The sequence below is a fragment of the Bradyrhizobium sp. LeoB3 genome, assembly GCF_055456055.1.
Genome location: NZ_JBVBEF010000004.1, coordinates 1 through 15,188, shown reverse-complemented (window position 1 = coordinate 15,188; position 15,188 = coordinate 1). Strand labels below are relative to the sequence as shown.

Below are 15,188 nucleotides of genomic sequence, written 5' to 3'. Positions count from 1 at the left end.
ATGAATAGTAGCCGAGCAATTACCCGATTTCAAATATAGCTAAAACCGGTGTTCTCTGTCGGACGAAGATTCGCTGTTAATGCCTCGGAGTTCGATCTATGAAAGTGGTGCTGGTTTTTGCCCATCCTGAACCGAAGTCGCTCAGCGCGTCCCTCCGGGACGTTGCAGTACAGGAGCTGATTGGGCAAGGTCACGAAGTTCGGGTGTCTGATCTTTACGCCCAGGAGTGGAAGTCTGAAGTCGATCGTGCAGACTTTCCGAACTGGCCGGTCGAAAAGCGTCTCGTTGCGGGCGCGGCATCAAGCGATGCCTTCCACGGCGACGCGCTCACATCGGATGTCAAGCGCGAGATCGATAACCTTGTCTGGGCAGACATGCTGATCCTGCAATTTCCACTCTGGTGGTACGGCATGCCCGCGATCCTTAAGGGTTGGGTCGATCGCGTCTACGCGAATGGCTTTGCCTACGGCGTCGGGGAACATAGCGACAAGCGATGGGGCGACCGCTTCGGAGAGGGAAATCTCGCGGGTAAGCGAGCGATGTTGATCGTAACAGCCGGCGGTTGGGAGGAGCACTATTCGGATCGAGGAGTGAACGGTCCAATTGATGATTTGCTGTTCCCGATCAATCACGGGGTTCTATTTTATCCAGGGTATGAAGTCCTGCCGCCCTTCGTTGCCTACCGGGTTGATCGCTTCAGCGAGGCCGATTTCGAAGCAGTCGCGACGCAGCTCCGGGACAGGATGCGTGCTATCGAAACAACTGCGCCGATAGCCTATAGAAAGCAGAATGGTGGCGACTATTTCATCCCCAGCATGAAGCTGAAGCCTGGGCTAGAAGGTGCTGGCGCGTCCGGCTTCTCGCTGCACGTGAGCAAATCTAAAGCAGCCCCGTTTTGACGACCGGGGTCTGCGGCGCGCAAGAAGATCAAGCCAGCCGACAATTCCATCACTTGTGATCCAGCAGTGTTTCTTGGATCATTATTTCGAGGCTGCTTGCTGTGACGCCGAGAAGTTGCTCGGTGTCGCTTGCGTCGACGACAAGTGGGTTATCAAACAAGTAGCGCATCTCCACGGCTTCGTGGAAACCGATGGCCTGCAATTCCTCCGTTGTGAGCTCACGTAATTTAGGCGTCTCAAACTCGAGAGCTGCGGCGAATTTTTCGGTGAGTTCGCGGACTGACACATGCTGGCTTGGAACGTGAAACGCACGATTCCACTCTCCTGTATAGTGCGCCGCGGACACAAGTGTCTTTGCCGTGTCTTTGGTGAATGACCAAGCGTGGATAGCATCCAGATTACCTGGAAATGAAACCGTCTCCTGCTTCAGAAGGGAGGGAAGGGCAAGTAGCGAAAAATAGGTAATAGCTCCGTTGCCCAGGTAATCGCTTGCACGGACTTCGATCGCGGGAACCTTCGATCTGGCCGCACGCTCCCACATAATGCCCCTCACTGTGCCTTTTCTGCTGGTCGGATTGAGCGGCGCCAATGGCGAAAGTGGGCTTGTGGCACTTTCGCCGTATCCATATAGGTTGCCGAGCACGACGATCTTGGCGCCAGTCTCCTCAGCGGCCTTGACCGTGCCGTCCATGATTGGAAAGAAGTCAGTCGGCCATCTGTCATAGGCCGCCATGGCGCACATGAAGATCGCTTCAGCGCCCTTGCTGATCTCAGCCAGCTGAACGGCGTTGGTCGCATCTGCCGAAATGGTGCGTACCGCTCGCGCTTCGATCATGCCAGGATTTCTGCTCGTCAGGACTACGCTATGTCCCTCTTCTGCCAGAAGGCGAGCCGTTTCGCGTCCGACTGGGCCTGCTCCCACCACGACATAGTAACTCATGTGCCGATCTTCATTTGCTGTTCGGAGTATTAGCTTTTTGGATTTCGAGCAGTTGAAAGTCGAGCACAATTGGCCAAATCTTGAGTACGTTCCGCCAAAGTTCGAGATTGCCAAATGCATTTTCAGATCGGTTCGGCGCTGCCCCTCGAGGCCACGTTAAGGCTTGTTGAACCAGGCGCCTGCGTACTCCCCCCCTATTGATGCCCACAGAATTGTCGTACACCTAAGCCGTGTCACCCGCACTTTTTGTCGAGAGACTGGATTTGCCGCTTTGCGGGAAATCGGCGACATCGATCTCATTCCCTCTGGAGACACCGGAGGCTTCGACGCAGAAACGGCTTATCAGTCCCTTGAAATCCGTCTCGCTCCGGTGGTGCTGGACCGTGTAAGGGCCGAGATCGGGCGAACCACAACCGCAAACGGATTTGAAAAACGCCATATGCTTCGTCACGATCGGATCTTTAATCTGGCTCGATCTATCGAGCACGATCTTTCAGTGAAATCAGTAAGCGATCTCCTATATGCCGAGAGCATCGGGATCGCGCTAGCAATTCAATTGCTCGGGCTGCGTGACGAGCCGCTCGACCCGCAGGCTCGTCTCTCGCCAATTCAGCTCAAGCGAGTGTTGACCTATATCGATGAGAAACTGGATCAGCCCCTTACGCTCGAAATATTGAGCCGGGAGGCGGGCGTCAGTAATTCGCATCTGCGAACATGGTTCAAGGTCGCCATGGGATTGACGGTTCATCGCTACGTATTGCGGAGGAGGGTGGAACGAGCGCGTTTCCTTCTGCTGCAGGGAAAGTTGGGCCCAAGCGAGGTCGCGTTGGAGGTCGGCTTTGCCCACCAGTCACATATGGCGCGATGGATGCGTCGAGAGCTTGGTTGTAGTCCAGGGGACCTACGTCGAACGGCTATCAATCGATAGTTTCGACTTTGCTCCGCGCCCGATTGTCGAGCCCGCGAGCCTCCAATTCAATTTGATCGGCCGTGATCGATAAGCAAGCCTTTCCCAGGCTTTGTAGACAGATCGATGTGTTTGCGGGATCGGAGCCTATATGCAGCAATTCAATTTTCTGAATTGATTTTGCCGATTTGAGTTTGCGCGGCTCAACTGTCACTAACTCCTCGACACCAGCTCCCAAGCTCTCGTGAGGAAGTTCCTTGACAAAAGTCGCGCAAGTCCAGGCGCCCGGCCTGAACAGAAGGCAAATTGGCGATTACACCGTAACCGCGGTTGTGGATGGTATCATTGATGTGCCGTTCGAACTGCTGACCGGGATCAAGCCGACCGAAGCTGAAGAAATGATACTGGCGGCAGGGCGTCCGCGCTCATCTGCAATGACGGTTTCGGCTTACATCATCGAAGGCGGCGGCAGGACGATTCTCATAGACGGAGGGGCCGGCGGTATCAACGGTTGGGGTGGGCGGCTCCAGGTTGCGCTCGCTGCTGCCAACATTGATCCGCGTCAAATTGATCACGTGTTTCTTACGCACGCGCATCCGGATCACGTCGGAGGCCTGGTTGGGGCGGCGCCGTCGGCCGTCCAATTTTCCAATGCAGAGCTCGTCCTCCACGAGGAGGAATACAAATTCTGGAGTGATGATGGCAATTTGAGCCGTGCGCCGGAGGCTGCGCAGCCATTTTTCCATCTCGCCAGAAGTGTCTTTGCCGCTTACGGAAATCGGCGGCGGACCGTCACTGCGGGTGATGTGATACCCGGTATCGATCTCGTGCATCTACCTGGCCACACGCCGGGACACAGCGGTTACAGAATAAGTTCAGGGGCGGAGACCCTTCTCATTTGGGGTGACATCGTTCATTACCCCAATATACAGGTTCAAAAGCCGGCAGTAACGATAGCCTTCGATGTGGACTCCGCCGCCGCCTCGACGACGCGCCGTGCGGTATTGGCTATGGCGGCCGCCGAGAATCCTCTTATTGCTGGCATGCACCTGAATTTCCCCGGCTTTGCCCGTGTGCGAGCATTGGGCGAGTCCTACGCCATCTTCGATGAACCGTGGAGCCCGAGCTTGATCTAACTGAGCCGCGCTTCGGTGCCGGTATATCCTCTGCATTCTTCGCGCGACCTGTAGTCGGTGCTTAGCGTTGGAGTCCAGAGTTGGCGGTCCCGGACACGTCTCGACGGACTAGCAGTTGTCGGGATCGAGCAGGTCGTTGCGGGGCCGCTTTGTACGCCAGCTTGTTGACGACGCTGCTGCGGGGTCTTCAAAGTGAACGATAGAACGTGATTCCACTCGCATTCTGAGAATGGAGTGTGCGGCAAAGCAGCTACCTTTTCTGGTACACCGGGATGAGAAATCAGTCCGCGCAGATCAGGCGACGTTTGCTCGGGGGATTTACGGCAGAGATCGCGCAACGTCAGCAATTGCTCCCCGAAACCAGATCATGCCTGGGTCCATATGACTGGAGGCATGCCACACCACAGAAATCTGAAAAGGCGCTACCTGAAACGGCAGCGGGCTCACTGCGAGACCGTGCGCTTTGGCTGCACTCCTCCCGAATAGCCGTGGAACCGTCGCTACTGCCGCAAGAGATTCGAGTAGCTCTGGAAGAGCGTGAGCGTGCGGAGTGGACACTACGATCTTCCGGCTCAGTTTCTTCTGTTCGAGCGTATCGTCGACCAGTCTGCAAGCTCTTTCCTTCAAGTCGACTGCTACGTGTGGAAGCTCGAAGTAGGTTTCAAAGGTAATTGACGGGACTTTTTCGAGGAGGGCCAAGCTGTGTAGGCAAACATAGTTATCGTCGAACAAGACCTTGCGTTTGTGCAAAAGACCCCCATCCGAAACATTTCCGACGGCGACATCAATTTCACCTCTATCCAACATGTCCGTTGCCTTCTGATGCTCGAGCGAATGAAGTTACAGCCGCGCATGAGGCGCCGCCTCTAGGCAAAATCTTGCCAAGGGCGGGACAAGTACACTTTCCAGATAGTCCGGAATGCCAAGCTTGAATACCCGGCTGGTCTCGGCAGGAGAGAAGGCGATCGCATTGAGCAGATCTCGATCGATATGGCGCAGTATCTCCGATGCAGTCTTGGCGATTACGGCCCCGCGGGGTGTCGGAGACATGCCTGCGCCGTTTCGGACAAAAAGCTCGTCACCGAAAAGTTCGCGCAACCGGCCGAGTTGATGGCTGAGTGATGACTGGTTTATGCGGAGCTTGCCTGCTGCTTTCGTAACGCTACCGGAAGAGCTGATAGCATCCAGCGCGACCAAAAGATTCAAGTCGATCTCAGCAAGCCGGGCATGATTGATTGTGGTTTCCTGCATAGATATTTCCGCGGTCAAGACTTGCTTGGTAGGGGCAATCTAGGAGCCGTATTGCCGAGCGCACTGAGATCCAAGAAACTCGACGCAGGCGCCCTTGTTCGAAACGAACGGCGAGTGCGCGATCGATACGATCATTCCAAGGTTTACACGTTGGGCGCGAACAATCTTCACCTTATCTTTGAATTCTGCGGTGATTTTGCCTCGCGGCAGAATGCCTATACCTGCTCCCTTGTGGATCAGCGATACCTGAAGTTCGACGTCGTAGACTTCGGCCGCCAGGCGAAACCGACCTCCATCGCGCTCGATCAAAGTCTGCAGAGCGCGTCGCGCGCCGCATGATTTGTCGGGGAGCAGAACCCAGGGATATTGAGAAAGTTGCTTTAGATTCGAATGTCTCGGCAAGGGGAGATCTTTTGGAGCGACGATCACGATCTCCTCCTTACCGACGACTTGTCCAACGGGAGTCGGAAGATCCGGGTCGTTGCCGGCGAACACCAAAATAGCCGCGTCGAGACGGCCGCCTTCGACTTGATCTACAAGCTCCGGGGTCCACCCGCTGGCCAATGACAGCTCGAGCCTCGGATAACGAAGGCGCAGTTGGTGCATCATTTCGGCCAGACCAGCATCGGCAAGCGAATGTGACACCCCGACTCGAAAGGGACCGGAAGGATCGGCGTCAGCGGCCACGGTTTGCTTGAGGTCGTCAATCGAAGCGAGCACGGCGCGAGCGCGATTTAGAACCACTAGCCCTGAGGCAGTTAGCGCTGGAGGCTTTACGCGTCGATCCAGAAGATCCGTCCGGAGCAAATGCTCGAGCCGCTGTATCTGCCGCGTTACGGCCGGTTGGGTGAGCCGAAGGCGTTCGGCGGATCGTTTAACCGACCCCGTGTCCGCCAGAAGAACAAAAGCTCTCATTTCGTCGAGCATATAAATTCTCGGCATTATCATCGTACAGATTATGCATTTGCATACAGAAGGGGCACGGTCAATGTAGTCGCCGGCGCCGCTTTGTGCGCAGGCAGAACCGGGAGCGATCAATGAAGGCGATTACCATCCAACGTCACGGCTTGCAGGGGTTGGCTCCAGTCGAGCGCGAATATCGCGCGCCTCTCCGACGCGAGGTCCGGTTGCGGATGCGCGCCGTCAGTTTGAACTATCGTGATCTGGAAATCGTCTCCGGGACGTTTGCAACAGCTTACAATTTGCCATTGATACCGATCTCGGACGGCGTCGGAGAGGTCGTCGAGGTCGGTCAGGACGTCGCGCGCCTCAAGCCGGGAGATCGTGTCTGCTCGGCTTTCTGGGGCGAATGGAACGACGGCGGCTTCGATATCGCGAAGGCGGGGAAGTCTTTGGGCGGTCCCGGAGATGGCTTGCTGCAAGAACAAGTCACACTGGACGAGCAGCGATTGGTGAAGGTTCCCGACGCGTTATCGACGGCGAGGCTGCCGCCTTTCCATGTGCCGGCTCCGCCGCTTGGCAGGCGCTCGTTTCGTTCGGCCAGATCCGGCCGGGAGATGTAGTTGTCGTTCAAGGCACGGGAGGGGTCGCACTATTCGGCCTTCAAGTGGAGTTGATGGTCGGTGCGAAGGTGATCGTTTTGTCGAGCAGCGACAAAAAGTTGGAGCGAGCAAAGGCTCTAGGTGCTTTTGCGGGAGTTAACTACCGCGGAACGCCAGCCTGGTCGGACGAGGTCCTTGAGTTGACGGCGGGGCAGGGGGCCGACCATATTCTCGAAACTGGCGGACCTAGCAGCTTTGCCCAATCGCTCAAGGCAGTCCGTTCCGGGGGACGAATTAGCGCGATTGGATATCTGGGAGGGGCGCAGGGCAGTATCAATCCGCTGGATATCTTTCGTAAGCAAGCTGCGGTCCAGGGCATTCCGGTCGGTTCTCGTTCGTCGCTTGAAAGCCTGCTGAACGCCATGGCCGCGAGTTCGAGGCGGCCCGTCCTCGACAGCACGTTCGACTGGAACGATGTTGTCCCTGCGCTCGAACGCCTGCATTCAGGTGATCATTTCGGAAAAATCGTCCTTACCTTTTGAGCGCCGCCCACCAAATCTGGCAGGGCGGAGCCATATGTACCGCTGCCAATGGTCATATGGCGTCAAAAATACTTTCGATCACCGATGAATTTTGCTCGCCACCCCGCTCCTCCGAGCGGAGCAAATTTCACCAGAACCGAGAACATCAAGGTTTCGAATGTTCCTTAGCGGCGGCAAACAGACCGGGGATGCTGCCGCTTGAGAGACTGCGCTCGCGATTGTTTGGTCGCCATCGCCCCTTCGCCCATGAAGCGGATCACAAAATAATCGTGCGGCACCGATGAGTTTTGCCTGCCACTCCGGTCTTACGCACGAGGTCGCTCGGGATCACGGGCGAACAAGAGAACGAGCAGGAACACAGAGATGATGCTGAAGGACAAGGTTGCAGTGATCTACGGGGCTGGAGGCGCGGTTGGGGGCGCTGTCGCGCGCGCTTTTGCACGCGAAGGAGCCAAGCTATTTCTCACCGGCCGCAATCGCGCTTCGGTTGAAGCCGTCGCAAAGGAAATCGCTTTTGATGGCGTCGCGGTCCAAACGGCAGAAGTTGATGCTCTCAAGGAGGGGGCGATCAGCCGTCATCTCCAGTCGGTCATTGACGAGGCCGGTCGTATTGACATCTCTTTCAATGCCGTCGGGATCCCGAATACCAATTTGCAGGGGCTGCCTCTGGTCGATCTCGCGCTGGACCAGTTCTCGCGGCCAATCGTGACTTACACGGAAACGTACCTTTTGACCGCGCGGCAGGCTGCCCGCTGGATGGTTAAAAGAAAATCAGGTGTGATCATGACGGTCACCTCAACCCCCTCGCGAACCGGCATTCCGATGATGGGCGGGGTCGGTCCGGCCATGGCCGCCGTAGAAGCGCTCACCCGGAACTTTTCTGCCGAACTTGCGCGCGATGGCGTTCGAGTGGTTGGTCTTCGACCGCTCGGCATGCCGGACTCTGGTACGATTAGAGAAGTCTACGGCCTTCATGCCAAAGCATGGGGAATTTCCTGGGACCAGTTCCACGATTTGATCGCGAGCAGAACCCACACGCGTCGGCTGACGACCCTTGCTGAGATGGCAAACGCGGCTGCTTTCATCGCCTCCGATCAGGCGAGCGCGATGACTGGTACTATCGTTAACATGAGTCTGGGAGCCCTCGACGACTAGCGTCCTGCTTCGAATCTGCCAGCGTGGTCGTGCCGTTCGACCGCTCAATCCGGGCGGTCGGTGGACGATGGTTGATCTGTTCTCGACTGCGATTTGTCGTATCGCGCCCCTCCGATCGGGGCACAGTTTACTGAGGGGTATCCATGAAACTCACTGGTCGCACAATCCTCATCACCGGAGGTTCTGCCGGCATTGGTCTTGCGTTCGCGCTTAAGTTCGTCGAGCTCGGTAACCAGGTTATCGTGACGGGTCGGCGCAAGGCCGTGCTCGACCAAGTGAAGCTACAGTATCCGAAATTACAAACGATCCAGAGCGATGTCGCCGATCCAGCTCAGATTGCTGCACTTGCTGCACGCGTGAAGGAGGATTTCCCGCAGCTTGACGTGCTAATGAACAACGCCGGTAATAGCCTTTATAAGAACCTCAAGGGCACAGCGGCCGACATTGCTGGTTTGACGGTGGAGCTAAACGTCAACGCGGGTGGCGTGATCAGGATGACTTCCGCCTTCATCGACATGCTAAAGGCTAACAAAGGTACGCTCATCAACGTGTCGTCTGCCTTGGCATTCGTGCCCCTGCCATGCTTGCCGATATATTGCGCGACCAAGGCGGCGATCCACTCGTACACCCACCGCTTCGCTTCCAGTTGGAGGAGACTGGTGTGGAGGTCATCGAACTCATGCCTCCGGCGGTCAAGACCGAGATGACGGCTGACCTTCGGGAAGACGATGGCATCACCATGATCACAACCGAACAGCTCGTGAAACAATCATTTGACGGGTTCAAAGCAGGCGTTCCCGAGATCCGGCCGGGGCAGTCGAAGCAACTCGCATTCATGCGCCGGCTCGCGCCGAATTTTATCAACGGACAGCTCTGGAAGGCTTCCAGAAAACTGGTGCCTGCGGGAGTTAATGACTCCAAGCCAACGCGTCTATCTTACACTTGACGCATGCGTGGCCGCCGGCGGGTAATCTAAAGCGCGCCTGAGCCGAAGTTCTCCTGCGAGCTGTTTGGAAGGCTCCCAAAGGCGTGGTGGCTTGGAGATGCGTATCACTCAGTAGGCCCACCTGCGAAAAAAGATGACGTCACCGATGAATTTCGGTCGTCGAGCCGGTCTTACTTATCGTCAGGCAGACATAAACGCCCAACGCTAGGAGAGTAGCATGCATGCATTGACGGGCAAGGACGTCGTGGTGATCGGAGGTAGCCGAGGCGTGGGGCGCCGTATCGTGGAGGCAGCTCACGGCAACGGCGCGCGCGTGCTTGCTGTTGCTCGGCAGGAGGAGCCCCTCAAGCAGTTGCAACAAGAACTGTCTGACGTCCAGATCATGTCGCTCGACGCAACGGACGAGGATGCGCCCCGCAAAATATTCGACGTCCGCCAGCCGAGCGTCCTTGCCATTTGCGCCGGGGCTTTCCCGCCCGCCGCCCCAGTCCATGAGCAGAGCTGGCAGGAGTTCGGGAGAAATTGGGAGGCTGATGTCCGGATAGCTTTTAACTTCTGTAAAGCAGCGATATTGCGCCCGTTGCCCTTAGGGACCAAGATCATTCTGGTGTCGAGCGGCGCTGCTCTCGCAGGATCCCCAAACTCGGGAGGATACGCTGGCGCCAAGCGAACGCAGATGTTTATCGCAAACTATGCACAGAAGGAATCGGACCGTCTCGGGCTTGAGTTGCGGTTCATATCGTTAGCGCCGCGCATCATGCCGGATACGGACTTAGGAAGGCATGCGATCGCTGGTTATTCTCGCTATCTCGGCATATCGCCCGCGGACTTCGTGCGGAGTATGGCCTCTCCGCCGACGTCATCGCACGTGGCGACCGCATTTATCGAGTTAGCCGCAAATCCTGGGCCTATCGAGGGAAATACATTCATCGTGTCAGGCCGGGGGCTCGAAGCAGTGCCTCAATGACCCGGCTGGCGCTCGATATCAGCTTTTCATTGCGCAGGCACAGTCTTCGAAAAGTGTATTCCGGTTGTCAGGACTTGAAGGATGTTGTCCGAATGCAAATATCGAGCTGAAATGACAGCAGCTGAAGGACCAAACTCAAGAGGAGATTCGAATCGCCCCAACGATGCGTTTGGACGGCGCGTTGGGCCCTTTCGCCGTGAGCTTAAATTGCATTGCTATCGGATGCTTGGGTCCGTCCACGAAGCCGAGGACGCAGTCCAGGATACACTCTTGCGGGCTTGGCGCGGCTTTGATCGATTTGAGGGGCGAGGATCTTTCCGGGCGTGGCTGTATCAAATTGCAACGAACGTATGCCTGAATACTCTCGCAGCTCGAAAGAATGCTCCGCGCCTCCTCCCTAACGAATTGCTGCCTGCGGCGGGCATGCGCATGCCGGACGGTACGTCGGTTACGGACGTGCCGTGGCTAGAACCGTATCCGGACTCGTTCCTTGAGGGCATTGATGAGACGGCAAATCCCGAGGCGCGATATCTATCGCGGGAAGCTGTCCAACTCGCCTTCGTTGCCGTAATACAGGGCTTGCCTCCCCGTCAGCGAGCTGCGCTTCTGTTGTGTGACGTGCTGGGTTGGTCTGCGAATGAGGCTGCTACTCTCCTTGGAGGCTCAACAGCTTCGATCAACAGTATCTTGCAGCGGGCGCGCGAGACGCTTTCTAAGCGCTACCCCGATGGTCGCCCAGCAGCGTCGCGCTCGCCAAATCCGTTTGAGCAAGAACTTCTAAGTCGTTACTTGCGCGCCTGGGAGCGGCTCGACGTCGACGGTCTTGTGGCTCTGCTTAAAGAGGACGCGACTTACACGATGCCGCCGAAAGCACAATGGTACGCCGGTCGCACGGCTATCGGTAATTTCTTCGAATGGGCATGGAGAGCTTACGAGAGCTTTCGCCTAGTTCCAACGGGCGCTAACAATCAGCCCGCGTTCGCAGCATACTCTCGTGCCAGCAGTGAAACGCTTTGGACCGCACATTCGATCCATGTTCTTACGGTCGAGAACGGCGCCATTTCCACATTGACGCTCTTTGCAAAGCCCCTAGCGCAAAGTTTGTTTTCGGTCTTCGATCTTCCTCACATCATCCCCATCGTGACCGATGATTTTCCGAATCGAGACCAGAACCCGTATTAGGCGGCCGACGAGATCAGCCGGGCGGTCAGAGCAAGAAGGTGGCGCTTGGACGAGCGCTGATCCTCGGCACGCTACGTGTTATATTGGATGAACCGTTCCAACGGCTCGCGCCCGCACTGGCGCGGCGATGCGCTGAGGCACTTCGCCGGCGTCGCTCGCGAGACAAACCTGTTCGCTGCGCTGACGAAGGAGGCCGGTATACCCGACGGCATCTTCAACGTGGTTACAGGTTTTGGGCCTGAGATCGGCAGCGAATTGATCGCGCATCCAGGCGTCGCCAGTATCACGTTTACCGGCTCGGATGCGACAGGTGCGAAAGTCTACGAGAGGGCGGCGCGCAGTCTGAAGCGCATCGGTGCCATTAATTAGCATTGACTAATGAATCAGTCTTCGCTAATGATTTCTTTATGCAAGTTGCCACCCCCATCGATACCGTGATGCGCGCCCTTGCTGATCCAACCCGGCGAGCCGTGTTCGAGCGGGTGATCAGCACCGGTGAGATTAGCGTAGTCGAACTGACGCGGGAGAGCGGGGTAACGCAAGGCGCCGTCTCCCAACATCTGAAAGCCTTGAAGCAGGCTGGTCTGGTCGCCGAACGACCCGAGGGTCGAAAGGTCTATTATCGCGCCCAACCGGAAGGCCTCGCCCCACTTTTCGATTGGATGAGCCATTACGGCGTCTTCTGGCGCAATCGGTTTGCCAATCTTCGTACCCTCCTGAAGGAGATTGATCCATGACTGGCGCCGAGTTGAAACCCGACACGCATGAGATTGTGGTCGACCAGGTTTTCCCGCATGCGCCTGAGACAATCTGGAAGACGCTGACAAATGGCGAGCTGATGAGCCGCTGGATAATGGCGCCGACGGGATTCGAGCCGGTAGAGGGCAAGCATTTTACATTCCAGACAAAACCGGCCGGTGCCTGGGATGGTACCATTCATTGTCAGGTGCTGGAGGTGAAGCGCAACGAACGCCTCACCTATGCTTGGAAGGGCGGGCACGAGGGGAATGTCGGATACGGCTCACTGCTGAATACAGTGGTCACATGGACGCTTTCGAGGGTCGAGAACGGAACGCGCCTTCGACTTGTCCATTCCGGCTTCGTCCTGCCAAGGAATGATACGGCTTACAAGAACATGGGCGAAGGCTGGAAAAAAGTTCTCAAGAACATCGGCAGCACTGCCGACGAGCAGGCTTGAGTGCGCAGAAGGCAATCGTCCTCGCGCACCCAGAACGGATGAGGAGGTTTGATGCTGCTTAAATTTTGTTTGCGCTAACGGCCATCCTATGAAGGTGAGAAGACATGAACGAGCCCTATACCGGTGGGTGCGCCTGCGGCGCGATCCGCTACAAAATGTTCGCCGAACCCGTAATGATGACCGATTGCCAGTGTCGTCAATGCCAGCGTGAAAGCGGCACGGGGCACTTATCGCACCTGATCTTTCCGCGCTCGGCTACGAGCATCCAAGGAGAAGCGACGCATTGGGAGTTGGTCGGTGATAGTGGCACCGTCAAAATACGCGCCTTCTGCCCCACCTGCGGATCACCGGTCTACGCGACGTTTCGCGACATACCGGATTACGTAGTTGTGCGCGCCGGGAGTCTTGATGATCCTAGTCGGTATAGGCCGCAACAGGTCACATGGACGGCAGCTGGCTATGCTTGGGACCATCTCGATTCAGCTCTTCCGAAATTCGAAAAAATGCCCCCAGCGTGACACATGGGGTGCCTGCCTATGATCCCAGGGGAGCCGTTCGAATACTGGGCGTCGGTCCATTGACTGATGAGGAGAAACGCTCCCTGAATGACGAAGCAAGGCAGAAACTGTGAAGTTAGACGAGATCGACTACCAGATCGGCCTGTACTGGTCCTTCGATGCTTCTCATTGCTGACGAAGAAATTTCTGACCTCTGCCTAGCCCTGTGGCTCATCGGGCGCAAAATCGGTCGAGAACAACCTTTCCCAGCATGCGGCCGCTCTCAACCAGCGCGTGTGCCTCCCGAAGTGAGGTGGGCGTGAGCGGGCCGAGCTCCGTCGTTGCCGTCGAGCGCAGGACGCCGGCTTCGGCGAGCGAGGAGATTTCATCAAGGATCTTATGGTGGGCAATCATGTCGGCGCCACCGAAATGCTGCCGCGTCACCACATCCTCCCAATGCAACGATGCGCTCTTGGGCCGCAGTGGCGCGGCGTCGAGGGATGCGTGATTGGTGATCACGCCGATCTTGCCCCCCGGTGCAATGATCTTGGTGATCGCAGTCCAGTGCAGCTCCGTCTGATTGAGGGCGGCGATGTAGGTGATGTCCGGCGCGTTAATTCTAGCGAGCTCGTCTGTCATCGACTGTGAGTGATCGATCACGTAGTGGGCGCCAAGCGAGAGGCACCAGTCACGGCTCTCGGGACGTGAGGCGGTGGCGATCACGGTTAGTCCGGAGAGGCGCCGTGCGAGTTGGATCAGCATCGAGCCGACGCCACCGGCGCCACCAATGATCAGCAATCCGCCCGCATCGTGTTGCTTTCCCAAGCCAACGCCAAGACGGTGAAACAGCAATTCCCACGCCGTGAGCGACGTGAGGGGCAGAGCCGCCGCCTGCGCAAAGCTGAGCCGCGCCGGCTTGCGGCCGACGAGGCGTTCGTCGACGGCGTGGAGCTCGGCATTACCGCCGGGCCGGCTCAGACTGCCGGAATAGAAGACCTCGTCGCCAGGGCGAAAAATTGTGACCTCGCTTCCGACATCGACGACGATACCAGCAACGTCCCAACCAAGGATATCGGCGGCATCGCCCATCAAGACCTGACCGAGACGGATCTTGGTGTCGACAGGGTTGACGGAGACGCCGCGTACTGAGACCAGGAGGTCACGAGGACCCGGGACAGGATCCTTCTTGTCGGCGATCGTGAAGCACTGAGGATCGGACAGGGCGGCGCCTGGACGGTAAGTGATAGCTTGCATGTAATTTTCCCTCGACGCTGATCTGTCGGAGAAATCGTTACGTAGCTCGTCTTTGCTAGTACGGTCATTTGGCGTACTAGGTTTCCGAAAAGGAACTATCGGTATGAAGATCAAGCACTATTCAGACGTGCCGGGGTGCCCGGTGGAGGTGACCCTCGATCTCATCGACGGGCGCTGGAAAGGCGTCATGCTCTTCCATCTGCTTGATGCGGGATGCCTGCGGTTCAACGCGCTTCATCGTCGCCTGCCCGGCATTACGCAGCGGCTCCTGACCAAGCAGCTTCGTGAGCTCGAGGAGGTCGGGCTGGTTCTACGGACCGTCTATGCCGAGGTCCCTCCACGAGTAGAGTATCGCTTGACTGAGGAAGGCGAAAGCCTGAGGCCCCTCGTCGAAATGCTCTCGAAATGGGGACAAGAAAGACTGACCCGGCAGCGCGCGAAACAAGCCCGCGCGCCGCTACTTTGCTCGAGCAAAGCTCGCTCGAAGTAGATGCAGGGCATAGGTCCCGAGCGTGGGTCAATCTTTGAGCATGGATTGCGTCAATCAGTCACTTACCACACGAATCAGCGCTAGCGGGATTTGCTTTGAGGTCATCGCAGAACTGGCGCGCGCGAGATCAGCGGGTCATCCGCCCGGCTTCTTCCACCCGCGACGATACGCTCCGGGCGAAATCACGCCTCAAATCGCGTCATGATCGAATGTCGGTGGCGGTGGTTGCCTGTCCGGGATTCGGAGGTAGTGTGCGGAAGGTTCTGCAAAAGCCTGAGAGGCTGGAGCGGTCATGGTAAGTCCGGTGATTGCGAAGATCACC

Annotated in this window: 19 protein-coding genes and 1 pseudogene; 15 read left to right on the top strand and 5 right to left on the bottom strand. The window is 57.1% G+C overall.

All coding sequences use genetic code 11. The annotated features are described in order from the left end of the window. The first annotated feature begins 98 nt into the window (after positions 1–98). Positions 99–899: an NAD(P)H-dependent oxidoreductase gene (locus ACZXDY_RS05610; protein ID WP_464344804.1), complete on the top strand. Its 801-nt coding sequence runs from the start codon at positions 99–101 to the stop codon at positions 897–899. Between the two features lie 49 nt (positions 900–948). Here ACZXDY_RS05610 and ACZXDY_RS05605 read toward each other — a convergent pair whose 3' ends face one another. After that, positions 949–1,839 carry an NAD(P)H-binding protein gene (locus tag ACZXDY_RS05605; RefSeq protein WP_464344803.1) on the bottom strand — a complete coding sequence of 297 codons (891 nt, stop codon included), beginning with the start codon at positions 1,837–1,839 and terminating at the stop codon, positions 949–951. 271 nt (positions 1,840–2,110) lie between these two features. Between ACZXDY_RS05605 and ACZXDY_RS05600 the strand changes: the two genes are divergently transcribed. Next, positions 2,111–2,767 (top strand): helix-turn-helix transcriptional regulator, encoded by a 657-nt coding sequence (locus tag ACZXDY_RS05600; RefSeq protein WP_464344802.1) that lies wholly within the window; start codon positions 2,111–2,113, stop codon positions 2,765–2,767. A gap of 236 nt (positions 2,768–3,003) precedes the next feature. Next, the gene (locus ACZXDY_RS05595; protein ID WP_464344801.1) at positions 3,004–3,882 is read left to right on the top strand and encodes an MBL fold metallo-hydrolase; all 879 of its coding nucleotides are present in this window, start codon (positions 3,004–3,006) and stop codon (positions 3,880–3,882) included. A gap of 318 nt (positions 3,883–4,200) precedes the next feature. On the opposite strand, the pseudogene ACZXDY_RS05590 reads toward ACZXDY_RS05595, so the two are convergent. The 3 genes and pseudogenes from ACZXDY_RS05590 to ACZXDY_RS05580 all read right to left on the bottom strand — a co-directional run. Beyond that, positions 4,201–4,707 (bottom strand): annotated as a pseudogene (locus ACZXDY_RS05590) (LysR substrate-binding domain-containing protein); the annotation flags it as partial. Between the two features lie 15 nt (positions 4,708–4,722). Continuing rightward, positions 4,723–5,133, bottom strand: coding sequence for a LysR family transcriptional regulator (locus ACZXDY_RS05585; protein ID WP_464344800.1), 411 nt, complete (start codon positions 5,131–5,133; stop codon positions 4,723–4,725). 39 nt (positions 5,134–5,172) lie between these two features. After that, positions 5,173–6,060 (bottom strand): LysR family transcriptional regulator, encoded by an 888-nt coding sequence (locus tag ACZXDY_RS05580; RefSeq protein WP_464344799.1) that lies wholly within the window; start codon positions 6,058–6,060, stop codon positions 5,173–5,175. A gap of 206 nt (positions 6,061–6,266) precedes the next feature. Between ACZXDY_RS05580 and ACZXDY_RS05575 the strand changes: the two genes are divergently transcribed. The 11 genes from ACZXDY_RS05575 to ACZXDY_RS05525 all read left to right on the top strand — a co-directional run bounded on the left by ACZXDY_RS05575 (position 6,267) and on the right by ACZXDY_RS05525 (position 13,143). After that, entirely contained in the window at positions 6,267–6,656 is a 390-nt protein-coding gene (locus tag ACZXDY_RS05575) for an alcohol dehydrogenase catalytic domain-containing protein (protein WP_464344897.1), read from the top strand. 53 nt (positions 6,657–6,709) lie between these two features. Then, a complete protein-coding gene (locus tag ACZXDY_RS05570) occupies positions 6,710–7,177 on the top strand; it encodes a zinc-binding dehydrogenase (protein WP_464344798.1) in 468 nt (155 codons plus the stop codon). A 363-nt stretch (positions 7,178–7,540) separates the two neighbouring features. Then, complete coding sequence (locus ACZXDY_RS05565) at positions 7,541–8,332, top strand: SDR family NAD(P)-dependent oxidoreductase (RefSeq protein ID WP_464344797.1); 792 nt, start codon at positions 7,541–7,543, stop codon at positions 8,330–8,332. 143 nt (positions 8,333–8,475) lie between these two features. Beyond that, positions 8,476–9,039 carry an SDR family oxidoreductase gene (locus tag ACZXDY_RS05560; protein WP_464344796.1) on the top strand — a complete coding sequence of 188 codons (564 nt, stop codon included), beginning with the start codon at positions 8,476–8,478 and terminating at the stop codon, positions 9,037–9,039. Beyond that, positions 8,994–9,278 (top strand): hypothetical protein, encoded by a 285-nt coding sequence (locus tag ACZXDY_RS05555; protein WP_464344795.1) that lies wholly within the window; start codon positions 8,994–8,996, stop codon positions 9,276–9,278. The genes ACZXDY_RS05560 and ACZXDY_RS05555 overlap by 46 nt, the downstream gene beginning before the upstream one ends. 217 nt (positions 9,279–9,495) lie before the next feature. Next, the gene (locus tag ACZXDY_RS05550; RefSeq protein ID WP_464344794.1) at positions 9,496–10,245 is read left to right on the top strand and encodes an SDR family NAD(P)-dependent oxidoreductase; all 750 of its coding nucleotides are present in this window, start codon (positions 9,496–9,498) and stop codon (positions 10,243–10,245) included. A gap of 81 nt (positions 10,246–10,326) precedes the next feature. After that, positions 10,327–11,427 (top strand): sigma-70 family RNA polymerase sigma factor, encoded by a 1,101-nt coding sequence (locus tag ACZXDY_RS05545; RefSeq protein WP_464344793.1) that lies wholly within the window; start codon positions 10,327–10,329, stop codon positions 11,425–11,427. Between the two features lie 87 nt (positions 11,428–11,514). Further along, entirely contained in the window at positions 11,515–11,796 is a 282-nt protein-coding gene (locus ACZXDY_RS05540) for an aldehyde dehydrogenase family protein (RefSeq protein WP_464344792.1), read from the top strand. A 38-nt stretch (positions 11,797–11,834) separates the two neighbouring features. Continuing rightward, on the top strand, positions 11,835–12,164 hold the full coding sequence (locus ACZXDY_RS05535) for an ArsR/SmtB family transcription factor (protein ID WP_464344791.1): 330 nt from the start codon (positions 11,835–11,837) through the stop codon (positions 12,162–12,164). Next, entirely contained in the window at positions 12,161–12,625 is a 465-nt protein-coding gene (locus ACZXDY_RS05530; protein WP_464344790.1) for an SRPBCC family protein, read from the top strand. The genes ACZXDY_RS05535 and ACZXDY_RS05530 overlap by 4 nt, the downstream gene beginning before the upstream one ends. Before the next feature lie 104 nt (positions 12,626–12,729). Next, positions 12,730–13,143, top strand: a complete 414-nt coding sequence (locus tag ACZXDY_RS05525; RefSeq protein ID WP_456641298.1) for a GFA family protein — start codon at positions 12,730–12,732, stop codon at positions 13,141–13,143. 210 nt (positions 13,144–13,353) lie between these two features. Here ACZXDY_RS05525 and ACZXDY_RS05520 read toward each other — a convergent pair whose 3' ends face one another. Then, positions 13,354–14,376, bottom strand: a complete 1,023-nt coding sequence (locus ACZXDY_RS05520; protein WP_464344896.1) for a zinc-binding alcohol dehydrogenase family protein — start codon at positions 14,374–14,376, stop codon at positions 13,354–13,356. A 103-nt stretch (positions 14,377–14,479) separates the two neighbouring features. On the opposite strand from ACZXDY_RS05520, the gene ACZXDY_RS05515 reads away from it, so the two are divergent. Next, a complete protein-coding gene (locus tag ACZXDY_RS05515; protein WP_464344789.1) occupies positions 14,480–14,866 on the top strand; it encodes a winged helix-turn-helix transcriptional regulator in 387 nt (128 codons plus the stop codon). Positions 14,867–15,188: the final 322 nt, after the last annotated feature.

What these genes read in the sequence shown, in the direction of transcription:
- ACZXDY_RS05610 (WP_464344804.1), top strand. Translation starts at nt 99, where the DNA reads ATGAAAGTGGTGCTGGTTTTTGCCCATCCTGAACCGAAGTCGCTCAGC.
- ACZXDY_RS05605 (WP_464344803.1), bottom strand. Translation starts at nt 1,839, where the DNA reads ATGAGTTACTATGTCGTGGTGGGAGCAGGCCCAGTCGGACGCGAAACG.
- ACZXDY_RS05585 (WP_464344800.1), bottom strand. Translation starts at nt 5,133, where the DNA reads ATGCAGGAAACCACAATCAATCATGCCCGGCTTGCTGAGATCGACTTG.
- ACZXDY_RS05580 (WP_464344799.1), bottom strand. Translation starts at nt 6,060, where the DNA reads ATGCTCGACGAAATGAGAGCTTTTGTTCTTCTGGCGGACACGGGGTCG.
- ACZXDY_RS05575 (WP_464344897.1), top strand. Translation starts at nt 6,267, where the DNA reads ATGCGCGCCGTCAGTTTGAACTATCGTGATCTGGAAATCGTCTCCGGG.
- ACZXDY_RS05570 (WP_464344798.1), top strand. Translation starts at nt 6,710, where the DNA reads ATGGTCGGTGCGAAGGTGATCGTTTTGTCGAGCAGCGACAAAAAGTTG.
- ACZXDY_RS05565 (WP_464344797.1), top strand. Translation starts at nt 7,541, where the DNA reads ATGATGCTGAAGGACAAGGTTGCAGTGATCTACGGGGCTGGAGGCGCG.
- ACZXDY_RS05560 (WP_464344796.1), top strand. Translation starts at nt 8,476, where the DNA reads ATGAAACTCACTGGTCGCACAATCCTCATCACCGGAGGTTCTGCCGGC.
- ACZXDY_RS05550 (WP_464344794.1), top strand. Translation starts at nt 9,496, where the DNA reads ATGCATGCATTGACGGGCAAGGACGTCGTGGTGATCGGAGGTAGCCGA.
- ACZXDY_RS05545 (WP_464344793.1), top strand. Translation starts at nt 10,327, where the DNA reads ATGTTGTCCGAATGCAAATATCGAGCTGAAATGACAGCAGCTGAAGGA.
- ACZXDY_RS05540 (WP_464344792.1), top strand. Translation starts at nt 11,515, where the DNA reads ATGAACCGTTCCAACGGCTCGCGCCCGCACTGGCGCGGCGATGCGCTG.
- ACZXDY_RS05535 (WP_464344791.1), top strand. Translation starts at nt 11,835, where the DNA reads ATGCAAGTTGCCACCCCCATCGATACCGTGATGCGCGCCCTTGCTGAT.
- ACZXDY_RS05530 (WP_464344790.1), top strand. Translation starts at nt 12,161, where the DNA reads ATGACTGGCGCCGAGTTGAAACCCGACACGCATGAGATTGTGGTCGAC.
- ACZXDY_RS05525 (WP_456641298.1), top strand. Translation starts at nt 12,730, where the DNA reads ATGAACGAGCCCTATACCGGTGGGTGCGCCTGCGGCGCGATCCGCTAC.
- ACZXDY_RS05520 (WP_464344896.1), bottom strand. Translation starts at nt 14,376, where the DNA reads ATGCAAGCTATCACTTACCGTCCAGGCGCCGCCCTGTCCGATCCTCAG.
- ACZXDY_RS05515 (WP_464344789.1), top strand. Translation starts at nt 14,480, where the DNA reads ATGAAGATCAAGCACTATTCAGACGTGCCGGGGTGCCCGGTGGAGGTG.